Below are 23307 nucleotides of genomic sequence, written 5' to 3' on the forward strand. Positions count from 1 at the left end.
AGTTACCACAAACAGGTGCTATACAAGTAGCATATTACATAAAAACAAAATCTCTACGACCATGACTGATCGTAGAGATGGGGAACGATCAAGTTCCGCAATAAATATTACAAATTAGTCTGCGCGTAATAAATCGTTCAAGCTTGTTTTAGCGCGAGTTTTAGCATCAACTTTTTTCACGATAATTGCAGCGTAAAGGCTGTAAGTACCACATTTTGATGGAAGGCTACCAGCAACAACTACAGAACCTGCTGGTACGCGACCATAGTGGATTTCACCAGTTTCACGATCAAAGATTTTAGTTGATTGACCAATGAAGACACCCATTGAAATCACAGAACCTTCTTCAACAATCACGCCTTCAACGATTTCAGAACGTGCACCAATGAAGCAGTTATCTTCAATAATGGTTGGGTTTGCTTGTAATGGCTCTAATACACCACCAATACCAACACCACCTGATAAGTGAACATTTTTACCGATTTGAGCGCATGAACCAACAGTTGCCCATGTATCAACCATTGTACCTTCATCAACATAAGCACCGATGTTGACATAAGACGGCATCAAGATCACATTTTTCGCTTGGAAACTACCACGGCGTGCTACAGCAGGTGGTACAACACGAACACCAGCAGCTTTAAATTGCTCTTCAGTCCAGCCAGCGTATTTAGTATCTACTTTGTCATAGAAACGAAGATCACATGCTTCGATTGGTTTATTGTCATTCAGTTTAAATGATAATAAAACCGCTTTTTTTAGCCATTGGTGAACAACCCACTCACCATCAATTTTTTCAGCGACACGAAGTGTACCGTTGTCTAAAGCCGTCAATGCTTCTTCAACAGCTTGACGAATTTCAGTTGGACAATCCGTTGCACTATAGTTTGCACGGTCTTCAAAGGCTTGCTCAATGATTGTAGAAAGCTGAGACATGATCTTCCTTCTTCCAAAAAATAAATTTCGGAGATTTTACACTAATTTGGATCAAGAATCTTTGAAAAAAGTCGTTACAATAAATTGTTGTAAGAATATGCAATAAAACGGTAATAAATACGGAGTTTATTGTTTTTTATCTATAATTTTTAATTATACAATTATCCTTAATTTGTATCAAAAAATAACAAAAAGTAATCAGTTTTTGTATAAAAAGTTATCGGTCGATCTTTTATGATGCGAATACAGAAACAATTATATTTAATAAGAGCATTTTGAGGAGAGTTCAATGAAAGCTTTGCGTCTTATTTTAGCAGCTGGTGCTTTAACTGCAATTGCAGGTACTACATTTGCAGCAGACGAACAAGTTGTTAAAGAATCAGTTTACGCATTTCCTTCTTATCTAGATCCTGTTTCGGTACGTGCGGAAGTAGGAACCACAGGTTATGGTGGTGCGATTTCTTATCGTGTGAATCCTTATGTAGCTTTAAGCCTTGGTTATAATGGTGGTGATATCTCTTGGTCCGATGAGTTGAAAATTGACGGCACTAAGTATGATATGGATATGGATAACAATAATACCTATCTAAATGCCGAAATTTATCCATGGGGTGCAAGCCAGAATACATTTGCACGCTCACTTTATGTAGCGGCAGGTGTTGGATACTTGGATAATGATTATGGTTTAACCAAGAATGTAGGCGGCAACAGTTTAGTCAAAGTGAATGGTGAGCGTTTCACGACATCTTCAACTCAAAGCGCTAAGATTGACGGTACAATGAGCTATGATAATAACATTTCACCCTATGTCGGTTTTGGTCTAAATACACCTGTATATAAGAATATTGGTGTATTTGGTGAAGTCGGTGCATATTACACAGGCAACCCAACAGTGAGCTTGAAAACTTCAGGCGATGATCAAATCATTGGTAGTAATGGTAATACCTTAGAAAGTGCTGTTGAAAAAGAACAGCATAATATTGAAAACAAGAGTAAATACGAATGGATGCCTGTGGCAAAAGTGGGTATGAGCTTTAAGTTCTAAGCTGTCATTCAATAAAAAAACGAGCGTAAAGCTCGTTTTTTTATGTCTTGATCTATTTATTCGTCAGGATAGGCTACTCTTTTGAGTGCTTTAATATCTGTTTTTGGAGAGCATAAAGAAATAAACTCATAGCCATAACCACGTAATAAATGCCCTTTACGTACGGCAATCCATGTTGTGTTTACACCAAAAATATCTGTTTTGAGTTGTTCTAAACGGTAGTCTTTATCATTGTCATAGGCGACATCATTGACAATACCGACCCCCATATTCAATTCAACATAGGTTTTAATGACATCGGCATCGAGGGCAGACATTACGATGTCTGCATGTAAATGTGCATCTTCAAATGCTTTATCAATTTTTGAACGTCCTGTAAAACCACCGTGATAAGTGATTAACGGATATTCAGCCAATACCTCTAAGTTAATTTTATCTAACTTGGTTAAAGGGTGGTCTTTCGGTGTAATGATGCTATGGTGCCACTCATAATAAGGTACGCTCGCAAGATTATCTTCAGTGGTTAATGATTCAGTTGCGATACCAATATCTGCTTCACCTTGTAGTAGCATTTCTGCGATTTCAACGGGGCTAGCTTGTTGTAAAACCAAATGTACTTTTGGAAATAATTTTTTAAATTGATTCACAATTGGGGGAAGAACATAACGTGCTTGGGTATGTGTGGTTGCAATCGTTAATGTGCCCTCATCAACTTTATTAAAATCATCTGCGAGACGTTTAATATTGTCAGCATCAACCAACATACGCTCCACAATGCTTAATAAAGATTGACCTGGTTCAGTCAAACCAAGTAAACGTTTACCTTTGCGTACAAAGAGCTGTACACCCAATTCATCTTCTAAATCTTTAATGTGTTTACTGACACCTGATTGGGAGGTATAAAGTGCCGCAGAAGCTTCAGTTAAATTAAAGTTTTGGCGAACAGTTTCTCGAATAATTCTGAGTTGTTGAAAGTTCATAATAATTTTTCCACATAAGAGATGAGAAACGGTTAAAGCTTCGCAAGGATATTTTAACCGTTCTCAAGATATTATTCTAAGCAACTTGAGTCGTTTGGTCTGCAAATAAATGAAGTTGAGCCGCACTAATCCAAACGGTTTGATTTGGTCTAAATTGATGTAAGTTTGCTTCTTCTACACTGAGTAAAATCTCAATGGTGCGTCCACTACGATCTTGTAATTCCGCAATAACTTTACCTGCAATCCATACCTCACGTATAAATGTCGCTTCTATGGTATTCGGTTGAGGTCGGGTATGAATATGTAATTCATTTGGTCGTGCAAATGCAATGACTTTTCCTTGCGGTGCTTCCAGTGATGTCGGTAATTGAATGCGATCATCACCGATACGGATAATACCGCCTGTATGTTCACCTTCAAAACGATTTGCTTGACCTAAGAAATCAAAAACAAAGGGGGTTGCAGGTTTTTCATACACTTCACGAGGTGAACCGATTTGCTCAACATCACCTTTGTTCATGACGATGATTTGATCCGCAACTTCTAAGGCTTCTTCTTGGTCATGGGTAACAAAAATTGATGTGATGTGTAGTTCATCATGTAAGGTACGCAACCAACGACGTAATTCTTTACGAACTTTGGCATCTAGCGCACCAAATGGTTCATCGAGTAATAAAACACGAGGTTCAACTGCTAAGGCGCGTGCTAAGGCAATACGTTGACGTTGCCCACCTGAAAGCTGAGCAGGGTAACGATCGGCTAAGAAACCCAGTTGAACCAAGTCTAATAAGCGCGTGACACGTTTTTTAATCTCGGCTTCTGATGGGCGTGTTGCACGTGGGCGAACACGTAAACCAAAAGCGATATTGTCAAACACAGTCATGTGGCGAAATAAAGCATAATGCTGAAATACAAAACCAACTTGGCGTTCACGGACATGAATATTGGTCGCATCTTCACCTTCAAGAAGAACCTGACCATGATCAGCAGATTCTAAACCCGCGATGATGCGTAGTAGAGTCGTCTTACCACAGCCTGAAGGGCCAAGTAACGCAACCAATTCACCTTCAGGAAAGTCTAAAGAGATATTTTTGAGTGCATGGAATGCACCGAAGTTTTTTTCAATATTTTTAACTTGAATACTCATGTGTTTATTCCTTAGTGACTTGGTTGATCTTGGTTAGATTGATATTCATTGTCTTGACGTATTTCTAACCAAGTTTTCAAGATCAAAGTGATGATCGCTAAAAATGCCAGTAACGAAGACACAGCAAATGCAGCACTAAAGGTATATTCGTTATAAAGAATCTCAACGTGTAAAGGTAAGGTATTGGTTTCCCCACGGATGTGTCCTGAAACCACAGACACCGCACCAAACTCACCCATTGCACGGGCATTACACAGAATCACACCGTAAATCAAACCCCATTTAATATTTGGCAATGTCACTTTCCAAAAGGTCTGCCAACCTGAAGCACCGAGGACAATCGCAGCTTCTTCTTCTTCAGTACCCTGTGCTTCCATAAGCGGAATTAATTCACGAGCAACAAAAGGAACAGTAATAAAAATAGTGGCTAAGACAATGGCAGGTACGGCATACAGGATTTTAATATCGTGATCCATTAACCAACCGCCAACCCAACCTTGTGAACCAAAAATCAGAACCAACATTAAACCTGCAATCACAGGGGAGACGGAGAATGGCATGTCAATAATGGTGGTTAAGATGGCTTTACCACGGAATTGAAATTTAGCCACAGCCCAAGCAGCCGCTACACCAAAAACCACATTAATCGGTACAGCAATTGCTGCTGTCAGTAAGGTTAGTTTGACTGCTGACAGTGTGTCTGAATCAGTTAAGGCATTGATGTAAACTGAAAGACCTTGTTTAAATGCTTCAACAAAAACCAAAATGAGTGGCAGCATCAAGCAACTTAAGAAGAAAATCAGTGCAATGCTAATTAAGGTATAACGGACCCATGTTGGTTCACGGGTTGAATCGCGAGACTGCAACTTCACGGCTAAAGCATTGCTATTGGTATTTAAACTCATTGTGCAGTTCTCCCTGTACGACGGCTCGCCCATGCTTGTACTAAATTAATTAAAAATAAGATGGCAAAAGAGAGAACAAGCATCACGACAGCAATCGTAGTCGCTCCAGCATAATCATATTCTTCTAAACGAGAGATGATCATGAGGGGGGCAATTTCAGTCTTATAGGGTTGGTTGCCTGCAATAAAAATAACGGAACCATATTCACCGACACCACGAGCAAATGCCAAGGCAAAACCTGTTAATAGTGCAGGGAATAGGATGGGTAAAATGATTTTAGTAATGGTCTGCCAGCGATTTGCACCGAGTGCAGAAGCTGCTTCTTCTAATTCAGTTTCAATGTCACTCAAAACAGGTTGTACAGTACGCACCACAAATGGCAAGCCAATAAAGATTAAGGCAAGCGTAATCCCAATTGGTGTATAGGCAACTTGGATACCAAGTGGTTCAAGATATTGTCCGATCCAACCTGTAGGCGCATATAAAGAGGTCAATGCAATCCCTGCCACTGCAGTGGGCAAAGCAAAAGGTAAGTCGACTAAAGCATCGACAATTCTTTTACCTGGAAAATTATAACGAACCAAGCACCAAGCCAGTAGTATGCCAAAGATTACATTGACTAAAGACGCAATCAATGCGGCACTAAAGCTGAGTTGTAACGATTTTAAAATTCGTTCTGAAGTTAAAATTTCCCATAATCCATCCCATCCAATCCCTAAAGATTTGATAAATACAGCTGATAAAGGAATAAGTACGATAAAAGACACATAAGCGAGGGTGAAGCCCAAAGACAGACCAAACCCAGGCAGCACTCGGGAACGCTGCGACATGATATTTCCTCAAAGAGAAATATTTGCTAAAACCAGCAAATAAATAACACTAAAACCAAAAAATACTGAGAGCGGAATCTAGGCAAATTTCAAATTAAAATTTGCCTGACGCATTCGATTTACAGGTTGCAGTTTTTTTTCAGGCAACATGTAATTAAGGATGTCTGGAAAAGGGCCAAACCCAGATGCCACATTAATATGACCTACTTGCCCCAAATTGATGGGTGTCAGTTTCCACGCTTGTGCCAGTTGTAAAGCATCGAAATAGCCTAACCAAGGATCATTTTCACTAATCAATAAGGTGGTTGGCACATCAATATTGAGCTGATGAAAATATTGTTTATAGTCAGTCAAACTGTGACGAGCAAAGCCAGCTTCGCCAAAACGTGCAGGATTTGCAGGGGCAACCAAAACTAAGTTCTTTACCTTTGCGCTTAATTCTGGATGTTCTGCAAGTGCAGCAACACTGGTTAAACAGCCAAAGCTATGCGCAACGATTTGTATGGGTGCTTTAACAGCTGCAACGGTTTTGACAAATTGGGCAACCCATTCACTTAATACTGGACGATCCCAATTTTTCTGTTGAACGCGAGAGCTAGACACGAGTTGTTGTTGTAACCAAGACTGCCAATGCTGTGCTTCGCTACCGCCAACACCGGGAACAATTACGGTATGAATCATGTCCGCTCTCCTTATTTACCTAATTAGTAAATTATTTTGTGGTGCTGTTGATCTTGACGATTTGATCGAAAATACCGCCATTATCAAAATGAGTTTTTTGTACTTTTGTCCAACCACCAAACTCTTTATCGATCGTGACAAGCTTAAGAGGTTTAAATGTGGTGCTGTATTTCTTTAAAACAGCTGCGTTGCGAGGACGATAGAAGTTACGTGCTGCAATTTCTTGACCCGCTGGAGAATATAAGTAGTTCAAATAGCCACGAGCGATTTGTAAATTGCCTTTTTTCTCAGCATTCTTTTCTACTACTGCAACGGGTGGCTCAGCGAGAATTGAAAGTGAAGGTGTAACAATCTCAAATTTACCCGGTTGTTCACGTACTGCGAGGAAAGCTTCATTTTCCCAAGCCAGTAACACATCACCAATACCACGTTCAGCAAATGTTGTGGTTGCACCACGCGCACCTGAATCAAGTACTTTGGTTTGTTTATAAATTTGGCGAACAAATTCTTGTGCCTTAGCATCGTTACCACCTTTTTGGTGTTTTGCCCATGCCCAAGCACCTAAGTAGTTCCAACGTGCGCCACCCGATGTTTTCGGGTTTGGCGTAATAATTTCTACACCTGGTTTAACTAAATCACCCCAGTCTTTGATTTGTTTTGGGTTGCCTTTACGCACAAGGAAAACAATGGTTGAAGTATATGGCGTTGCATTTTGCGGAAGTTTCTTCTGCCAATCTGCTGGAAGTAACTTTGCATTTTCTGCAATTTCATCAATGTCCGCAGCAAGTGCTAGTGTTACGACATCAGCATTTAAACCATCAATGACAGCACGAGCTTGTTTGCCTGAACCACCATGAGATTGCTTAAAATCAATATCCTGACCAGTGCGTTGTTTCCAAAAAGCACCAAATTGTTTGTTGAAATCTGTATACAGTTCGCGAGTTGGATCATAAGACACATTTAAAAATTCTTGTGCTGCAAATGAAGAAACTGAGAGTAATGCGGCAATAACACCGACTTTAACTTGAGAAAAACGCATGAGAACCCCTTAAATCGATCTGTTATCAGCAGACCTTCAATCATTGTTTGGAATATGGATGCAGCATAACGTCAGTTTTTTTGCAAAAAAAATAATTAAAATCGAATTTAATATGAATAAAAAAGAAATATAAAAAAGAGATAAGTTATGCTGATTTTTTGATAATAGATTGGTTTATAGCTATAAAATCATTATGTTAAAAGCATTTGGTTTTGAATGCTTATTTAAAAAATTAGTTGAGGTCGATTGGGGGGGGGGAGTTGTTTTGCATACCTCTACTTATTTGAGTTGTTTATAAACCATAAGATTCTCACTCATAATAAATCTGGCGAGGTTTCTGTGATCTGGCTTTTCCGAAGATTATGTTTCAAGGTATGATGAGGACAGACTTTAGACTGAACTCTCGATCATGCAGTGTTATAAAAATGGACAATTGATTGATTCGATCCCATTGTTAGATCGAGCCTTCCATTATGGAGATGGTTGCTTTACCACTGCACGAATTTTTCAAGATCGTTTTGAACTCAAACAACTTCACTTTGCACGTCTAACATTAGCCTGCCAACGTTTAAACCTTGATGCTGATTTATCCTTGATCGACACTGCACTGGCTCAGCTACAACAACAGCACTTTACTCTAAACGGCACGTTAAAAATCGTGATTAGTCGGGGCGAGGGAGATCGAGGATATAGTCTGCCGCTACATGCTGCCGATGTTTATGTCTGGTATTACCCTAAAGTCATGCAAGCTTTTCAACCTGAATGGATTGAGAGTGGGGTGTTAAACCATGCTCTAGGTTTAAACATGCCACATTTAGTGGGTTTGAAAACATTGAATCGCCTAGAACAAGTTGTATTGAAGCAAGAAGTAGACAAGCAAGGTTGGCTTGAAGCACTGGTGAGCGATGTACAGGGTTATATTGTTGAAGGGGTGAGCAGTAATTGTTTTATTCGTATAAATGATCGATGGATTACCCCTGAACTTCGTTATAATGGCGTCCACGGTGTCATGCGCGCCAAGATTTTGTCTCGAATGCAACAAAACAACATTGAGTGTGAGCAAGGCTGTGTAGAAATTAGTGATATTGGACGTATTCAGAGCCTATTTTTCTGTAATGCTTTGCATCCGATGAAAGCAGTGGTCCGATTTAATGGTCGGGCTTTTGAACAGCAACCCTACCTTGATTTATTTGAAACTTTAAAACTTAGCCAGATTGATGAATATGCCAAAGCCGCCAAGCTCAACGAAAAGTAAGAAAAAACCAAAAGCTAAACAGCAGTCTAGATTTTCTATGAAAACCTTGTTGATTGTAATGAGTGTTTTTATATTGCTGACCTTCGGTGTTTTATGGGCAAGTCTATTTAAGAATTATCCGATCGAAGGGAAGAAACAAGTTTTAGTCATCTCTTCGGGTGATACTTACTCAAAATTTATTGATCATTTATCTAAAGAAAATAAAATCAATTTTCCTATTATTTTAAAGCTTTACCAAAAGTTTATGATTCATGATAGCTTGAAAGCTGGCGTGTATGAAGTCAATAAAGGCATGAGTGTTCGTCAAGTACTCGAAATGTTATCTGATGCTGAAAATGCACAAATGAATCGTATTTTACTGATCGAAGGGACAACATTTAAACAATTGCTGCAAAATTTAAAGAAAGATCCGAATGTCAGCAAGACCATTTTAGATCTACCACAAGATCAATTATTAAAAGCTTTAGATATTCCTTATTCACATCCTGAAGGGTTATTTGCACCAGATACTTATTTCTTTGCTAAGGGTGAAACGGATAAAAAAATCTTAACAGATTTATATCGCCGTCAAATGAAATCATTGGATGAAGCTTGGGCAAAGAAAGCACCTAATTTACCTTATAACGATAAATATCAAGCTTTAATCATGGCTTCGATTATTGAAAAAGAAACCAGTTTAGATAGTGAGTTAGAACAAGTTTCAGGTGTGTTTGTGCGTCGTTTAAAAATAGGTATGCGCTTACAAACAGACCCAACCGTGATTTATGGGATGGGTGATAATTATAAGGGTAATATCACGCGTAATGATTTACGGACGCCAACACCTTATAATACATATACGATCAATGGTTTGCCGCCAACTCCGATTGCATTACCAAGTAAAAAAGCAATTGAAGCAGCGATGCATCCTGATGATGCTCAGAATATTTATTTTGTTGCGACAGGCAATGGTGGGCATAAATTTACGGCCTCTCTAGAAGATCATAATCGTGCAGTTCAAGAATATTTAACTGCGTTACGTGCAAAGCAAAAGTAGGATGAATGATGTTTATTAGTTTTGAAGGTACGGAAGGTGTAGGGAAAACGACACTCATTCGTAAAATTCATCAGTACTTTGAACAACAAGGTAAAGAAGTCGTTTTGACCCGTGAGCCGGGTGGAACGCCGTTAGCTGAACAGATTCGCTCCTTATTGTTGGCGGTGAATCATGAAGAGCAAATGAGTCATGATACTGAGCTATTATTGATTTATGCAGCACGTGCGCAACATTTACAACAAGTCATTATCCCTGCTTTAAATGCAGGCAAGATCGTTTTAAGTGATCGTTTTACTGATGCAAGTTTTGCTTATCAATGTTCTGGACGTGGTTTAAGTCAGGAAAAGTTGCAATTGTTAAATCAAACGTTTGTTGCGAAAATGCCAAATATTACCTTTTGGTTGGATGCCCCGATAGAGTTAGGCATGACCCGCGCTCGAGAGCGTGGAGCATTGGATCGTTTTGAACAAGAAAAATTAAGTTTTTTTGCGAAAGTTCGTGAGGGTTATGCAACCTTGTGGCAAGCAGAGCCTGAACGGATGAAGCGATTGGATGCAACGCAGAATGCGGATGTGGTGTTTGAAGAGGCTTTGCAATATTTGAAATAGGCCAGTTCTAATGAATAAAGATCATGATAGCTATCATTTAGATAAGGCAATTGATGCGATATCTAGTCATACTGAACTCGCTGTTTTTATTAAAAAATTACATCAGAATTTTATAGATGATCCAAACAATTGGGAGAATATTAATTTAGCTGATTTCCTTGCCGCTTTAGCTGCATGGACTGAAGATATAGATGGATATTATAAAAATACAGATCAGAGTGAGCGTTTAGATCAGCCTGATTGGAAAACTTTCGCAGAAATTCTTATGGCTGCTCGGATTTATGAGTAATTATCTGTGTTAAGAATATAAGGTCTAACTGTTATTTTTAGCACAGATATTGTTTTTTGAAAATTATTCAGTCTTTATGGTTGGAGTCTGTATATTAATTTAAAACTTAATAAAATAAACTATTGATATTTTTGGAAATGTTTAAATAAAATAAATTGAATGGTTAGATGTTTTTTATTTATAAGTGAATTTATTTTTTATTAATATTATTTTTGATTTAATTTTAACTTTTGTATATATTGGCTTTGTTTTAAATACAGGGGTGTTTTTAGTTTAATTATTTATTTTTACTTAATATTTTTTATTTATATAAACTTATAATTAATAGTGAGAGGGTGCTATGGCTTATTTAAAAAATTTTAAACAATTATCGTTGGTTATTGCATTAAGTATGAGTCTGGTTGCATGTAACGATAGTAATAATGATCAAGATCAAAAAAATGTAGTACAAACACCAGTAGTGACACCATCAGCGAGTATAGCCTTACAAGTATTTGATAACAGCACTGGAATACAGCTTACGACAGCAAAAGTAAGTGTGCTTAATACAGCCTTATCAGCAGACACCGATGCAGAGGGTAAAGCTGAATTAAAAAAGGTGACCATTGGGCGTACCGTTCTTAAAATTAGTAAGGCCGGATATGCAGACCAGTTTATTACCGTTGATTTAGTTGATAAACAGGAATTATCTGGGCTTTTGGTACAACTCATTCCCCTACAATTAGGTGGTACTGTATCTGCTGCGACGGGTGGAACAGTGACACTGACGGGGAGCACTGCACAAGTTATTATTTCACCAAACAGCCTTAAACGTACTGATGGGCAAGCGATTCAAGGCAATGTTTCTGTAAGCTTTGCTTTAATTAACACTGCACAAGAAATTCGCAATATGCCAGGTGATTTATCAACGCAAATTAATAATGTGCGATCACCTCTTGAGAGTTTTGGGGCAATGATTGTGGATTTGCGAGATAGTACAGGCGCAAAAGTTGAACTGATTGCAAATCAACTGGCAAATATCCGTATTCCATTAATGGCGAGGGGAACACCGCCGTCGACAATACCTCTTTATTATTTTGATTCACAGCGTGGGGAGTGGTTACAGGATGGTACAAGGGTGCTTACACTGCAATCAGATACTAATGGAAATAGATTCTATACAGGTAGTTCAACAACACTGGATACGGTGAATGCGGACGTTCCATATCAAACCACAAATGTTACAGGCTGTTTGGCTGAAGCAAATGGTAAGCGTGTTGCGAATGCTCAAATTCTATTAGAAGGAAAGAACTATTCTGGTTATAGCACAGTTAAAACAAATGCAAATGGTGAATTCACCATCTTGGCGAAACAAAATTCGATTGTGCTAATTAATGGGCAAAATAATAATTTGCGTAGTAATACAGTTGAACATACAGTATTAACTGCAAATACAACTTTAAATGAATGTCTTACTTTAACTGAGCCAAGTCAAAATATTACGGTGAGATTATCTTGGGGACAAAATCCTCAAGATATTGATTCACATATGATTGCACCTGATGGAAGTCATATTTATTATCAAAATGAAGGTGCATTATTACAACATCCATTCCTAAATTTAGATGTGGATGATACTGATAGTTATGGGCCAGAAATCGTGACATTAAGTAAATTGATGGTTGGTGAATATCATTATTTTGTCCATAATTATTCAGGAACATCAAATCCTGGGATTCTAGGTTCTCCAATAAAAGTAGAGTTAAACTCTTTAAAAGGAACTCAGATTTTTACACCAACGATTGGTTCTGGTGAAAGCTTTTACTGGAGTGCATTTAAGATTAAAGTTGCTGAAAATTGTGATGTGACTGTAATACCAACAAAACAGTGGTTAAGTGCTGAACCTACAGTTGCAGCATCTGCAGTTAAATATTGTTCTAAATAAGACTCTACTCTGATATTCCACTGTATAACAGTGGAATATCATGCATAAGTATAAAAATTATGCCTTTTAGAATGTTATCCTTTTGTTATTTGTTTCATACTACTTGCTTCGTAGAGGATCAATATCAAAGATTAATTGGGAGGTGCTGAACTTTTTACAATAATTCACTTAAATGCTGTTTTCTGATTGTAAATTTTTAGTCTGCTGATATATCCTATAAATTAATTACAATCAATAAAGGTTTATACATGAGAAAAATGCTTCTATTTTTTTTTCTTACTTGTTCTGCTCATACTGAAATTTTAGCTAATTCAGAAGTAGAAAATACAGAGCAGTTAATAAATAAAAAGACACAAGTAGTAGCAAAAGACAAGAGTAATATTATTAAAAAAGGTGACTCTCCTGTTATTAATATAATACAGGGGGTTAGTGAAAGCACTACAATTAAAGTGCATATTAACTTTGAAAATGAGCCAGATAAACCTTTAAGTGAATATACTGTTGCTTCAAAAGTTAATTACACTGCTTATAAAATAAGAGCGCAATTAGTTAATAAAGATTCATTTGTACCTAAAACAGTGATTATAACTGTTAATGGTGATAGTTTAGGTGTATCTATGGAGTACATTGCAAAAGATAGTCATGGTGAGAATGTTATTTCTTATTATGAAAGTAAATTCAAGCTTAATGATGAATACCGATACGAAGTACAATAAAATAGGTTCTCTATTTATTTACACTGATTATCTATTTGCAGTATTGAGTATTAGAACTCCAAATTTATTCATAGAGGGATTGGTAGGAAATAGTATTGTTGGTCAATCTGTTATTATGCATTTGTAATCTTTAAAAGGTTTGGGTAACTTTTTTTGGTGAGGGAAATCTAAGAAATTCTCAAGATGAGTTTTTATAAATTTATATGGAAGTAGCTTAAATATTTTATGGAAGATGATTCTAAACATTTAGAATTTTTAGAAAAAAGATCAAAATTTAGTAACTTTTAACTAGATGATTTATGTGGGATTAGGTGAAGATTGATGCAAAAAGATAATTATGTTTCTATTTGGGTTGGAGTATTAGATTCTAGCAATTCATTAGATAATTATACCTTTAATAATTATTCCTTAGATGGTGAGTGTGAAGGTTCTACTTTCTCAAATAAATTTGAAATTGATTTCGTTGATGATGATCTTATTGAAAAGAGTTTCTTTAGTTTGAGTAGTGATTTAGGTGTGGTTTTAGATGGTTTTTCTTATTGTGAAAAGATAATAAAAGAAATAAATTTAAAGCTGGATTTTCCTATTAACTCAATAATACTAGTTTATAATTATTTATATAATTTAGAGCGTAAGACATCAGAAGATATTACTTTCTTTTGTGCAGTTCCTTATAAGTAACTAATTGTTTTGTTGGGCTAACATTCATTTTATATAATGCAGCCCAACTACTAATGTTTATTTTATCACTCATTCACCAACAACTGTTCTACCTTAAAATTCGGTGGCGTTAAAACCGTCTTGCGAATCTCATTCGAGAGTTCTGGATAATCCAGTGTGTAATGCAAACCACGTGATTCTTTACGCTCCATCGCACAACGTACAATCATTTCAGAAACTAAAACTAAGTTGCGTAGCTCGATCAAGTTTTTACTAACACGATAGCCTTGATAATATTCGTTAATTTCACGTTTCAGCATTTCGATGCGGTGTAAGGCACGTTGTAAACGTTTAGTGGTGCGAACAATACCCACATAGTTCCACATAGTTGAGCGTAATTCATCCCAGTTTTGTAGAATCACAACATCTTCATCTGCATCAGTCACTTGAGATTCATCCCAAGAGGGTACATCTGGAAATTCAAAGCTAACATTATGTTTGCTTTGAATATCTTCTGCTGCACTCATGCCATACACGAAACATTCAAGCAGTGAGTTGCTTGCCATACGGTTAGCACCGTGTAAACCTGTATATGAAGTTTCGCCAATGGCATATAAACCATCTAAGTCAGTTTGGCTATGCTCATCTACAACGACACCGCCGCAGGTATAGTGTGCTGCTGGAACAACAGGAATCATATCTTTTGTAATATCAATCCCAAGTTCGAGCAAGCGTGCATAAAGAGTAGGAAAGTGCTCGGTGATAAATTCTGGTGATTTATGTGTGATGTCTAACCAAACATGACGAATACCAAGACGTTTGATTTCATAGTCAATCGCACGCGCAACAATATCACGTGGCGCAAGTTCAGCACGTTCATCAAGACGTAACATAAAACGCTCACCGTCAGGCAAACGTAAATAAGCACCTTCGCCACGCATGGCTTCTGTAATCAAGAAAGAACGAGCCTGAGGATGGTATAAGCAAGTTGGATGGAATTGGTTAAACTCCATATTTGCAACACGACAACCTGCACGATACGCCATTGCAATACCATCACCCGTTGCAATGTCAGGGTTGGAAGTATAGAGATAAGCTTTCATTGCGCCACCACAGGCCAATGCTGTGAAAGGGGCTAAGAATGTATGGACTTGTTCACTCTTTTCATTTAATGCATATAAACCAATAGCACGATTATTTTTGTCTTGATGACCAAGTTTATGTAATGTGATGAGGTCAATCGCAATGTAATTTTCAAAAATTGTAATATTTTTTCGTTCTTTAGCACGTTCAACAAGCGTGGTTGAAATTGCTTTGCCTGTTGCATCGGCTGAATGGATAATACGGCGTTGTGAGTGACCACCTTCACGGGTGAGGTGTAATTGCTCATCATCGTCTAAGGTGAATTGGACACCTTGGTTTAATAAGAAATCAACAGAAGGCTTACCGCCTTCGACCGTATGTTTGACTGCATCTAATTCACAAAGATGTCCACCTGCAATCATAGTGTCATTAATATGTTGTTGAATTGAATCAGTCTCGTCTAAGACCGCAGCAACACCACCTTGCGCATAAAAAGTACTGGCTTCTGTGAGCTCTGCTTTTGCTAAAATGGCAATGTTGTAATGACTCGGTAAAGAGAGTGCAAGACTTAAACCTGCACCGCCACTGCCCACAATAATCACATCAAAATGGTGAATTGTTTTTAAATCAGGCATGTCGATCTGCTTCAGTTTTAAACGTTCGCTAATGACAACGCTTTTTTACAAAAAAGGCAAGTGCCAATCTGCTTAGAATTGAACGATTTTTTAGCGAATGTTCACAAATTTTGTTGATATCAATTATCAATAACCTTGAGTCATTAAATGATCATGATTAATACATTGTTTTAATCTGGGTTTAAGCTGTTTATATAATATTCACAATATAGAATAACTCATGGATACAAACTCCATAATTTATTCACAATTCATCACGCTAGATCATTGTATGCATTGAAAATATAAACATATTTTTACGAAATCTTAGCTTGGGTTATGATAAAAACATAATCTTAATATTTTACAGATTATTCGCTCGCAGGTTCTCACTTCATGAAAAGTCGCTATTTACAACAAGGAATGTATGCTGCGGTATTTACGGTAGCAGCTGTACAAGTTAACGCAGCCTCACCAGTAGATTTTTCGAATCTCGTAGAGCAGGTAAGCCCTGCTGTTGTGAGTGTGAATGTTGTGAAAAAAATGACTCAGGAAGAGTTATTACAACAACAAGTTCCAGAAATTCTACGCCGTTTCTTTGGTAACCAAGTCATTATCCCTCAACAGCAGGGGCCACAAGAAAAGACGGCATACGGTAGTGCATTTTTTATTAGTAAAGATGGCTACTTGGTTACAAATCATCATGTGATTGCGGATGCGTCGCGTATCAGTATTACCTTAAATGATCGACGTGAACTTGATGCAACTTTAGTGGGAAGTGATGAGCGTACAGATGTTGCTGTACTCAAAGTAAATGGCACAAATTTTCCAGAATTAAAAGTTGGTAATGTAAGCCAGCTTAAAGTCGGTGAGCCTATTTTAGCGATTGGTTCACCTTTTGGTTTTGATTATTCTGCTTCTGCAGGAATTGTCAGTGCTAAATCACGGAATATGAGTGGTGAAACCTCTGTTCCATTTATTCAAACTGATGCAGCTTTAAATCCTGGTAACTCAGGTGGCCCACTATTCAACCAACGAGGCGAGGTTGTCGGTGTGAACTCACGTATCTTTAGTGGTACAGGTGGTTATATGGGCTTGTCATTCTCGATTCCGATTGATGTAGCGATGGATGTGGTACAACAGCTGAAAACCAATGGTAAAGTGACTCGTTCTTATCTTGGTGTGATGTTGCAAGATATTGATCGCAACCTTGCAGAAGCGTACAAACTACCAAAACCAGAAGGTTCACTAATCAATCAAGTTACGCCAAAGTCTCCTGCTGAAAAAGCAGGTTTAAAATCGGGTGATGTGATTTTAAAAATTAATGGTTCTTCTATTTCACGTACCAGTGATTTGCTGAATGTATTAAACCGTGTAGCGCCGAGCCAAACTGTTCAATTAGAAGTGTTGCGTGACGACAAAGTACGCACTATTTCAGCTACTCTAGGTACTGCACCAGATGATACGCCAGCCGCTGAGGATAAGAATAATCCAACCAGTGGTTTGGGAATGAGTATTCGTAATTTAACTCCTGAAGAGCAAGCAAAATTGGATGTTCGTGGGGGGATTTTAGTACAAGATGTTAAACGTGGTGGCTTAGCCTCGTTATCAAATATTGTTGCAGGTGATGTTATTCTTCAAGTAAATGGCACAGCAATTTCAAACAGCCAAATGTTTGCAAAAACTGTTGCGGCGTTACCAAAAAATAGTGTTGCGCGTATCGCAATTATTCGCCAAGGGCAGCGTGCAATTTTAGGTTTGCGTTTACCGTAATCGCTCCTAAATATTCTAAAACCACTCTGAAATAGGGTGGTTTTTATTTTGTAATACACAAGTGTTTAGACTAGTGTATGCAGTCGAGCATGGATTGATGAAATAAGTAAGATTTATGAGTACTATTTTTGATTTAAGAATAACAGTACAACCTGAACATATTGATGTTTTAGGTCATGTCAATAACGTCATGTATATTCAGTGGATGCAAGATGTAGCAGCAGCCCATATCGAAACATTAGGTTTGGGTCTAGCTCAATACTTAGAGCTCAGACATGCGATGGTGGCGGTTGAACATCATGTTCAGTATCGAAAAGCTGCACTTGAAGGAGAAGAAGTCATCTTGCGGACATGGTTAGATGATATTAATGCACTCTATTCTTTTCGTCAGTACGCATTTTACCGTCCCAAAGATCAAAGTATTTTATTTGTAGGGAATACCAAATGGGCGTGTATCGAGATCGCAACAGGTCGTCCGAAACGTATGTCACCCAGTTTTACCCATGCTTATCAGCCCATCGCTGCTGATTTAAACCCGATGGATTTTTCAATGTTATATGGGTAAATCGAATGGTTGAGATTCTTACCTAGTGGCTTCAAGGGAATAATTATTTTGAATACATTGAAAAGCTGTTCTGTTATAATCGGCAACAATTTTATTTAACCGCTTTGGCTCATAACTTTTTAAAAGTATAGGGCATTCTATTTTCTCAAGGTAACCCATGGCGCAAGCTAAAAAATCCGTAGATATCAAAAATATACGCAACTTCTCGATCATTGCTCATATTGACCATGGTAAGTCCACTTTGGCTGACCGTTTTATTCAAATGTGCGGTGGCTTACAAGATCGTGAGATGCAAGCTCAAGTATTAGACTCTATGGAGATTGAGCGTGAGCGAGGGATTACCATTAAAGCGGCATCCGTTACTTTGTATTACACGCATCCAAATGGTCAAGAATATCAATTAAACTTTATTGATACTCCAGGGCACGTCGACTTTTCTTATGAAGTGTCACGTTCTTTGGCTGCATGCGAAGGTGCTTTATTGGTTGTTGATGCTGCACAAGGTGTTGAGGCACAGTCAGTAGCAAATTGCTATACGGCAATTGAGCAAGGTCTAGAAGTTTTACCCATCTTAAATAAGATTGATTTACCTCAAGCTGAACCTGAGCGTGTGATCCACGAAATTGAAGAAATTATCGGGATTGAAGCAACAGATGCGCCGACGTGTTCAGCGAAAACAGGTTTAGGTGTTGAAGGTGTATTAGAGCGTTTAGTCGATGTCATTCCTGCACCAGAAGGTGATCGTGATGCGCCATTACAAGCGTTAATTATCGATTCATGGTTTGATAACTACCTCGGTGTTGTTTCTCTCGTCCGTATCAAGCAAGGTCGTATCCGTAAGGGCGATAAAATGTTGGTGAAGTCTACAGGACAAGCGCATCCTGTAACGTCTGTGGGTGTATTCAACCCTAAACATACTGAAACTGATATTTTGGAAGCTGGTGAAGTTGGCTTCGTTATTGCTGGGATTAAAGATATTTTTGGTGCGCCTGTAGGCGACACGATTACTTTGTCGAACACGCCAGATGTTGCTATTTTACCAGGTTTTAAAAAGGTTAAACCACAGGTCTATGCTGGTCTTTTCCCAATTGATTCAAGTGACTTTGAACCATTCCGTGAAGCACTACAAAAATTACAAATTAACGATTCAGCATTATTCTTTGAACCAGAAAGTTCAGATGCTTTAGGCTTCGGTTTCCGTTGTGGATTCTTAGGCATGCTACATATGGAAATCGTACAAGAGCGTTTAGAGCGTGAGTATGATCTTGATTTGATTAGCTCTGCACCGACAGTAATCTATGAAGCGCTCACCAAAAAAGGTGACATCATTTATATCGACAGTCCGTCGAAAATGCCAGATGGTTCAACAGTTGAAGATTTACGTGAACCAATTGCTGAATGTCATATTCTTGTGCCACAGGAATATTTAGGTAATGTGATGACTTTATGTATTGAGCGTCGTGGCATTCAAAAAGACATGAAGTTTTTGGGTAACCAAGTGTCGATCACTTTTGAAATTCCTCTAGCAGAAGTGGTGATGGATTTCTTTGATAAGTTGAAATCTTGTTCACGTGGTTTTGCATCTTTGGATTACAACTTTGTACGTTTTGAAAGTTCATCTTTAGTTAAGGTTGATGTGTTAATTAATGGTGAAAAGGTTGATGCCTTGGCTATGATTTGTCACCGTCAAGATGCACGTCATCGTGGTATCGCATTGGTTGAGAAAATGAAAGACCTCATTCCTCGCCAAATGTATGATGTCGCAATTCAAGCGGCGATTGGCGCACAAATCATTGCACGTTCTACTGTAAAAGCAATGCGTAAGAACGTATTGGCAAAATGTTACGGTGGTGATGTGTCACGTAAGAAAAAACTTCTTTCAAAGCAAAAAGAAGGTAAGAAACGTATGAAACAAGTAGGAAGTGTTGAAATTCCTCAAGAAGCGTTCTTAGCTGTATTGAAAGTTGATAGATAAAAAAAGAGAGGCTAGGTAAACGTATTTACCTAGCCGCAAGACGAGCAGCTAGACTGCGGGAGAGGTCGTGTGGATTTTGATTTTAATTTGATTCTGGTACCTGTTACACTGATTTTTTTTCTGGTGTGGCTGCTTGATAAATTTGTACTAAAACAACGTGCAAACAAAGGGCGTGATCAGGAAAATTTTGTCGTTACATGGGCATATGATTTTTGGCCTGTATTGGCTGTCGTTTTAATCCTCCGTTCTTTCTTATATGAACCGTTTAATATTCCATCTGATTCTATGGTGCCAACCTTAGAAACAGGTGATTTTATCTTAGTAAATAAATTTGATTATGGTGTGCGCTTACCGATTGTGAACGCTAAAGTTATTGATGTTGGCGCGCCAAAACGTGGTGAAGTCATTGTATTTCGTTATCCACCACAGCCAACGATTAGTTATATTAAGCGTGTGGTGGGTTTGCCTGGTGATCATATTCAGTTTAAATCGGGTCAGTTGATTATTAATGGACAGCAAATTGCTAAAGTTGCAACTGAATTTAAACGTGAAAAAGATCAATTGGAAACACCAACGGTTTATTACTTTAAAGAAACATTAGGTGAACACCAACATTTGATTCGTTATTTGGATGGCCGTAATCCTCTAGCGGAACAATTCCAGTTTGCAAAGTTACGTGGAGCAGAAGCATTAGTTCCGTTTGTTGCCAAAGAGAATAATGTATTTATTCAGAGTAATGGGCAAGATTGGGAAGTAACCGTTCCAAAAGGGCAATATTTCGCAATGGGTGATAATAGAGATCAGAGTGCAGATAGCCGTTTTTGGGGATTTGTACCTGAAGCCAATTTGACGGGGCGAGCTTTTTATATTTGGATGCATAAAGAGCCTGGTTTTAACCTGCCAAGTTTTAACCGAAATGGTAAGATTAACTAATAAAAATACATAGGGAGTATGAAGATGCGTAAATCTCAACAAGGTGCATCATATATCGCAATATTATTTGGGGTTATTTTATTTGCAATCGCTGTGAAAGCAGCAGTCGCGATTTGGCCTGCCTATTGGGATGATAAAATTGTTGATACACAAATTCAGGAATTACTAAAAGAAAGCCCTGATAATGTAACACCAGCAAAATTTGCTGCTCAAATGGAGCAGCGAATGGAAATGAATAATGTAAGAGACTTGCGATTTTCAGATATTGCTCAAGTTACATACGTAGATGATTTAGTTGTAAAGAAAAAGTATGAAGTGCGTAAGCCTTTCATGCTGAATATTAGTTTAGTGATGAATTTTGAGAAGACTTTTGACAAAAAATCTGCAAAACAAGCTCAATGATACTCGGCTGCAAGTACGAATAGGTCACCAATTTCAGCAAGCTGATTTGTTGAAATTGGCTTTGACCCATCGTTCTGTGAGTCATAAGCACAATTACGAACGCCTAGAATTTCTAGGCGATTCCTTATTGGGAATGATTGTTGCAAACTATTTGTATAATACCTATCCCTTAGAGAATGAGGGGCGTTTAACGCGGATGCGTGCGACCTTGGTTCGACAAGAGGCTTTAGGAAAGATTGCAAATGATTTACAACTGAGTCGGTCACTCATTTTGAGTACAGGCGAATTGAAATCAGGTGGACATCATCGAGAGTCCATTCTTGCGGATACTGTAGAAGCGATTATTGGTGCTATTTATTTAGACAGTAATGATCTCAACTTGCTAGAGCGCATTGTGTTAAAATGGTATGAACCATATCTTGATCATATCGAACCGACAGATCAACTGAAAGACCCGAAATCACGTTTGCAAGAGTATTTACAAGCACGTAAAAAACCTCTCCCAGTTTACGAGGTTGTAGATATTCAGGGTGATGCCCCTAATCAACATTTCAAAGTGGAATGTGATGTACTGGGATTGCCAAAAATTATAGGCGAGGGCTCAAGTCGTCGTTTTGCTGAACAAACAGCAGCGGCAGAAATTTTAAAATTATTGGAGCAATAACCTGATGTCACATTCAGAAGAAAATAAGCCAGAAGCAACTGAACAGCAAGCTGGCAATAATCTAGTTGATCAATTTTTTAGTTCTCAAGGAACAACAATTCCTTCAGATTTTAAAAGCGGTTTTGTTGCAATTGTTGGTCGTCCAAACGTGGGTAAGTCCACTTTAATGAACCATATCTTGGGTCAAAAACTATCAATTACCTCACGTAAACCACAAACTACACGCCACAAAATTGTTGGTATTGATTCGCGTGAAAAATCACAAGCAGTATTTGTGGATACGCCTGGGATGCATAAAAAAGAAGTGCGTGCCATCAATAAAATGATGAACCGTGCTGCACACTCAGCATTGCGTGACGTGAATTTGGTGTTGTTTGTAGTAGATGCGCAGAAGTGGACTCAAAACGATGAATTGGTTTTGGAAAAGCTTAAAAATGCAGAAATGCCAGTCATTCTTGTGATCAACAAGTTAGATACTTTTGAAAATAAAAATGAGGCATTGCCATTGATTCGTGAGCGTGCCAAGTTAATGAATTTTGCTGAAATTGTTCCAGTATCAGCATTACGTGGTGCAAATCTAGATCATTTACGCGACACGATTGAAAAATATCTGCCATACCAACCACCTTTATATTCATTAGATCAAATTACCGATCGTTCTGAGCGTTTCCTTGCGAGTGAAATCATTCGTGAGAAAATTATGCGTCAGTTGGGTGAAGAGCTTCCATATGACTTAACTGTGCAAATTGAATCATTTAAAACAGAAGAAGCCGTTGTTAATGAAAAAACAGGTCGTTTAAAACCACCTTGTACTTATATTGATGCAACGATTTTTGTTGAACGCCAAGGGCAAAAAGCGATTGTAATTGGTGATAAGGGTGCGAAGCTGAAAAGTATTGGTATGGATGCACGTGCAGACATGGAAAAAATGTTCGAACAAAAAATTATGTTGACACTTTGGGTGAAAGTCAAAGGTGGTTGGTCTGATGATGAGCGTGCGCTGAAAAGCTTGGGTTATAGCGATATTTAAGAAAATGAAGACTGGTATGAACACAATTGTTAGATTCTTTACTCTTGTGACATGTGTATGGATGTTACAAGGATGTATTTATAAAGTTGTGACCGTACCAGTTAAAATTGCTTATAAAACCACAAAAGGTGTTGTTAAAGGAACTGCTGCTGTTGTTGGTGCAGTGATTCCTGATAGCGATGATGAAGAGCATAAGAGTGAAAAACAAAAGGACTAG

At 38.0% G+C, this 23307-nt stretch carries 24 protein-coding genes; 16 read left to right on the forward strand and 8 right to left on the reverse strand.

Going from position 1 to position 23307, the window contains the following annotated elements:
- Positions 1-114: 114 nt before the first annotated feature.
- On the reverse strand, positions 115-936 hold the full coding sequence (dapD, locus tag C502_RS0102120; RefSeq protein WP_018677217.1) for a 2,3,4,5-tetrahydropyridine-2,6-dicarboxylate N-succinyltransferase: 822 nt from the start codon (positions 934-936) through the stop codon (positions 115-117).
- Between the two features lie 289 nt (positions 937-1225).
- Between dapD and carO the strand changes: the two genes are divergently transcribed.
- The gene (gene carO, locus C502_RS0102125) at positions 1226-1981 is read left to right on the forward strand and encodes an ornithine uptake porin CarO type 5 (protein WP_018677218.1); all 756 of its coding nucleotides are present in this window, start codon (positions 1226-1228) and stop codon (positions 1979-1981) included.
- A gap of 56 nt (positions 1982-2037) precedes the next feature.
- Here carO and C502_RS0102130 read toward each other — a convergent pair whose 3' ends face one another.
- From C502_RS0102130 to C502_RS0102155, 6 genes are all read right to left on the reverse strand, one after another.
- A complete protein-coding gene (locus tag C502_RS0102130; protein ID WP_018677219.1) occupies positions 2038-2961 on the reverse strand; it encodes a CysB family HTH-type transcriptional regulator in 924 nt (307 codons plus the stop codon).
- Between the two features lie 76 nt (positions 2962-3037).
- A complete protein-coding gene (locus C502_RS0102135; protein WP_018677220.1) occupies positions 3038-4108 on the reverse strand; it encodes a sulfate/molybdate ABC transporter ATP-binding protein in 1071 nt (356 codons plus the stop codon).
- Positions 4109-4119: 11 nt separating this feature from the next.
- The gene (gene cysW, locus C502_RS0102140) at positions 4120-5013 is read right to left on the reverse strand and encodes a sulfate ABC transporter permease subunit CysW (RefSeq protein ID WP_018677221.1); all 894 of its coding nucleotides are present in this window, start codon (positions 5011-5013) and stop codon (positions 4120-4122) included.
- Complete coding sequence (cysT, locus tag C502_RS0102145; protein WP_005215272.1) at positions 5010-5843, reverse strand: sulfate ABC transporter permease subunit CysT; 834 nt, start codon at positions 5841-5843, stop codon at positions 5010-5012. Before cysT ends, cysW begins: the two co-directional genes overlap by 4 nt.
- A 78-nt stretch (positions 5844-5921) precedes the next feature.
- Positions 5922-6524 carry an RBBP9/YdeN family alpha/beta hydrolase gene (locus C502_RS0102150; protein ID WP_018677222.1) on the reverse strand — a complete coding sequence of 201 codons (603 nt, stop codon included), beginning with the start codon at positions 6522-6524 and terminating at the stop codon, positions 5922-5924.
- 31 nt (positions 6525-6555) lie between these two features.
- The gene (locus tag C502_RS0102155; RefSeq protein WP_018677223.1) at positions 6556-7563 is read right to left on the reverse strand and encodes a sulfate ABC transporter substrate-binding protein; all 1008 of its coding nucleotides are present in this window, start codon (positions 7561-7563) and stop codon (positions 6556-6558) included.
- Positions 7564-7972: 409 nt separating this feature from the next.
- Between C502_RS0102155 and pabC the strand changes: the two genes are divergently transcribed.
- From pabC to C502_RS0102190, 7 genes are all read left to right on the forward strand, one after another.
- Entirely contained in the window at positions 7973-8818 is an 846-nt protein-coding gene (gene pabC / locus C502_RS18030) for an aminodeoxychorismate lyase (protein ID WP_018677224.1), read from the forward strand.
- Positions 8787-9854: an endolytic transglycosylase MltG gene (gene mltG / locus C502_RS0102165; protein WP_018677225.1), complete on the forward strand. Its 1068-nt coding sequence runs from the start codon at positions 8787-8789 to the stop codon at positions 9852-9854. Before pabC ends, mltG begins: the two co-directional genes overlap by 32 nt.
- A gap of 8 nt (positions 9855-9862) precedes the next feature.
- Complete coding sequence (gene tmk, locus C502_RS0102170; RefSeq protein ID WP_018677226.1) at positions 9863-10462, forward strand: dTMP kinase; 600 nt, start codon at positions 9863-9865, stop codon at positions 10460-10462.
- Positions 10463-10472: 10 nt separating this feature from the next.
- On the forward strand, positions 10473-10751 hold the full coding sequence (locus C502_RS0102175; protein ID WP_018677227.1) for a DUF7660 family protein: 279 nt from the start codon (positions 10473-10475) through the stop codon (positions 10749-10751).
- A gap of 340 nt (positions 10752-11091) precedes the next feature.
- A complete protein-coding gene (locus C502_RS0102180) occupies positions 11092-12675 on the forward strand; it encodes a hypothetical protein (protein ID WP_018677228.1) in 1584 nt (527 codons plus the stop codon).
- A 248-nt stretch (positions 12676-12923) separates the two neighbouring features.
- On the forward strand, positions 12924-13391 hold the full coding sequence (locus C502_RS0102185) for a hypothetical protein (protein WP_018677229.1): 468 nt from the start codon (positions 12924-12926) through the stop codon (positions 13389-13391).
- Between the two features lie 321 nt (positions 13392-13712).
- On the forward strand, positions 13713-14072 hold the full coding sequence (locus tag C502_RS0102190) for an immunity 22 family protein (protein WP_018677230.1): 360 nt from the start codon (positions 13713-13715) through the stop codon (positions 14070-14072).
- Between the two features lie 65 nt (positions 14073-14137).
- On the opposite strand, the gene nadB is transcribed toward C502_RS0102190, so the two are convergent.
- Positions 14138-15775 (reverse strand): L-aspartate oxidase, encoded by a 1638-nt coding sequence (nadB, locus tag C502_RS0102195; protein ID WP_171067602.1) that lies wholly within the window; start codon positions 15773-15775, stop codon positions 14138-14140.
- A gap of 369 nt (positions 15776-16144) precedes the next feature.
- On the opposite strand from nadB, the gene C502_RS0102200 reads away from it, so the two are divergent.
- The 8 genes from C502_RS0102200 to C502_RS0102235 all read left to right on the forward strand — a co-directional run bounded on the left by C502_RS0102200 (position 16145) and on the right by C502_RS0102235 (position 23307).
- A complete protein-coding gene (locus C502_RS0102200) occupies positions 16145-17521 on the forward strand; it encodes a Do family serine endopeptidase (protein ID WP_018677232.1) in 1377 nt (458 codons plus the stop codon).
- Positions 17522-17636: 115 nt separating this feature from the next.
- Positions 17637-18086: an acyl-CoA thioesterase gene (locus C502_RS0102205; RefSeq protein ID WP_018677233.1), complete on the forward strand. Its 450-nt coding sequence runs from the start codon at positions 17637-17639 to the stop codon at positions 18084-18086.
- Positions 18087-18243: 157 nt separating this feature from the next.
- Positions 18244-20061 carry a translation elongation factor 4 gene (gene lepA, locus C502_RS0102210; RefSeq protein WP_018677234.1) on the forward strand — a complete coding sequence of 606 codons (1818 nt, stop codon included), beginning with the start codon at positions 18244-18246 and terminating at the stop codon, positions 20059-20061.
- Positions 20062-20130: 69 nt separating this feature from the next.
- Positions 20131-20994 carry a signal peptidase I gene (gene lepB, locus C502_RS0102215; protein WP_018677235.1) on the forward strand — a complete coding sequence of 288 codons (864 nt, stop codon included), beginning with the start codon at positions 20131-20133 and terminating at the stop codon, positions 20992-20994.
- Positions 20995-21018: 24 nt separating this feature from the next.
- Positions 21019-21396, forward strand: coding sequence for a DUF4845 domain-containing protein (locus C502_RS0102220; protein ID WP_018677236.1), 378 nt, complete (start codon positions 21019-21021; stop codon positions 21394-21396).
- Positions 21365-22060 carry a ribonuclease III gene (rnc, locus tag C502_RS0102225; protein ID WP_018677237.1) on the forward strand — a complete coding sequence of 232 codons (696 nt, stop codon included), beginning with the start codon at positions 21365-21367 and terminating at the stop codon, positions 22058-22060. The genes C502_RS0102220 and rnc overlap by 32 nt, the downstream gene beginning before the upstream one ends.
- A 4-nt stretch (positions 22061-22064) precedes the next feature.
- Positions 22065-23090 (forward strand): GTPase Era, encoded by a 1026-nt coding sequence (gene era / locus C502_RS0102230; RefSeq protein WP_018677238.1) that lies wholly within the window; start codon positions 22065-22067, stop codon positions 23088-23090.
- 16 nt (positions 23091-23106) lie between these two features.
- Entirely contained in the window at positions 23107-23307 is a 201-nt protein-coding gene (locus tag C502_RS0102235; RefSeq protein WP_026315713.1) for an NF038104 family lipoprotein, read from the forward strand.

The organism is Acinetobacter tjernbergiae DSM 14971 = CIP 107465 (genome assembly GCF_000374425.1).
GTDB classification, from domain to species: Bacteria; Pseudomonadota; Gammaproteobacteria; order Pseudomonadales; family Moraxellaceae; genus Acinetobacter; species Acinetobacter tjernbergiae.

Coding starts and splice junctions, on each gene's coding strand:
- pabC (WP_018677224.1), top strand. CDS start 7,973: ATGCAGTGTTATAAAAATGGACAATTGATTGATTCGATCCCATTGTTA.
- carO (WP_018677218.1), top strand. CDS start 1,226: ATGAAAGCTTTGCGTCTTATTTTAGCAGCTGGTGCTTTAACTGCAATT.
- mltG (WP_018677225.1), top strand. CDS start 8,787: ATGCCAAAGCCGCCAAGCTCAACGAAAAGTAAGAAAAAACCAAAAGCT.
- era (WP_018677238.1), top strand. CDS start 22,065: ATGTCACATTCAGAAGAAAATAAGCCAGAAGCAACTGAACAGCAAGCT.
- C502_RS0102180 (WP_018677228.1), top strand. CDS start 11,092: ATGGCTTATTTAAAAAATTTTAAACAATTATCGTTGGTTATTGCATTA.
- dapD (WP_018677217.1), bottom strand. CDS start 936: ATGTCTCAGCTTTCTACAATCATTGAGCAAGCCTTTGAAGACCGTGCA.
- lepA (WP_018677234.1), top strand. CDS start 18,244: ATGGCGCAAGCTAAAAAATCCGTAGATATCAAAAATATACGCAACTTC.
- C502_RS0102205 (WP_018677233.1), top strand. CDS start 17,637: ATGAGTACTATTTTTGATTTAAGAATAACAGTACAACCTGAACATATT.
- C502_RS0102220 (WP_018677236.1), top strand. CDS start 21,019: ATGCGTAAATCTCAACAAGGTGCATCATATATCGCAATATTATTTGGG.
- C502_RS0102130 (WP_018677219.1), bottom strand. CDS start 2,961: ATGAACTTTCAACAACTCAGAATTATTCGAGAAACTGTTCGCCAAAAC.
- C502_RS0102150 (WP_018677222.1), bottom strand. CDS start 6,524: ATGATTCATACCGTAATTGTTCCCGGTGTTGGCGGTAGCGAAGCACAG.
- C502_RS0102235 (WP_026315713.1), top strand. CDS start 23,107: ATGAACACAATTGTTAGATTCTTTACTCTTGTGACATGTGTATGGATG.
- C502_RS0102185 (WP_018677229.1), top strand. CDS start 12,924: ATGAGAAAAATGCTTCTATTTTTTTTTCTTACTTGTTCTGCTCATACT.
- C502_RS0102175 (WP_018677227.1), top strand. CDS start 10,473: ATGAATAAAGATCATGATAGCTATCATTTAGATAAGGCAATTGATGCG.
- cysW (WP_018677221.1), bottom strand. CDS start 5,013: ATGAGTTTAAATACCAATAGCAATGCTTTAGCCGTGAAGTTGCAGTCT.
- tmk (WP_018677226.1), top strand. CDS start 9,863: ATGTTTATTAGTTTTGAAGGTACGGAAGGTGTAGGGAAAACGACACTC.
- cysT (WP_005215272.1), bottom strand. CDS start 5,843: ATGTCGCAGCGTTCCCGAGTGCTGCCTGGGTTTGGTCTGTCTTTGGGC.
- C502_RS0102200 (WP_018677232.1), top strand. CDS start 16,145: ATGAAAAGTCGCTATTTACAACAAGGAATGTATGCTGCGGTATTTACG.
- C502_RS0102155 (WP_018677223.1), bottom strand. CDS start 7,563: ATGCGTTTTTCTCAAGTTAAAGTCGGTGTTATTGCCGCATTACTCTCA.
- C502_RS0102135 (WP_018677220.1), bottom strand. CDS start 4,108: ATGAGTATTCAAGTTAAAAATATTGAAAAAAACTTCGGTGCATTCCAT.
- C502_RS0102190 (WP_018677230.1), top strand. CDS start 13,713: ATGCAAAAAGATAATTATGTTTCTATTTGGGTTGGAGTATTAGATTCT.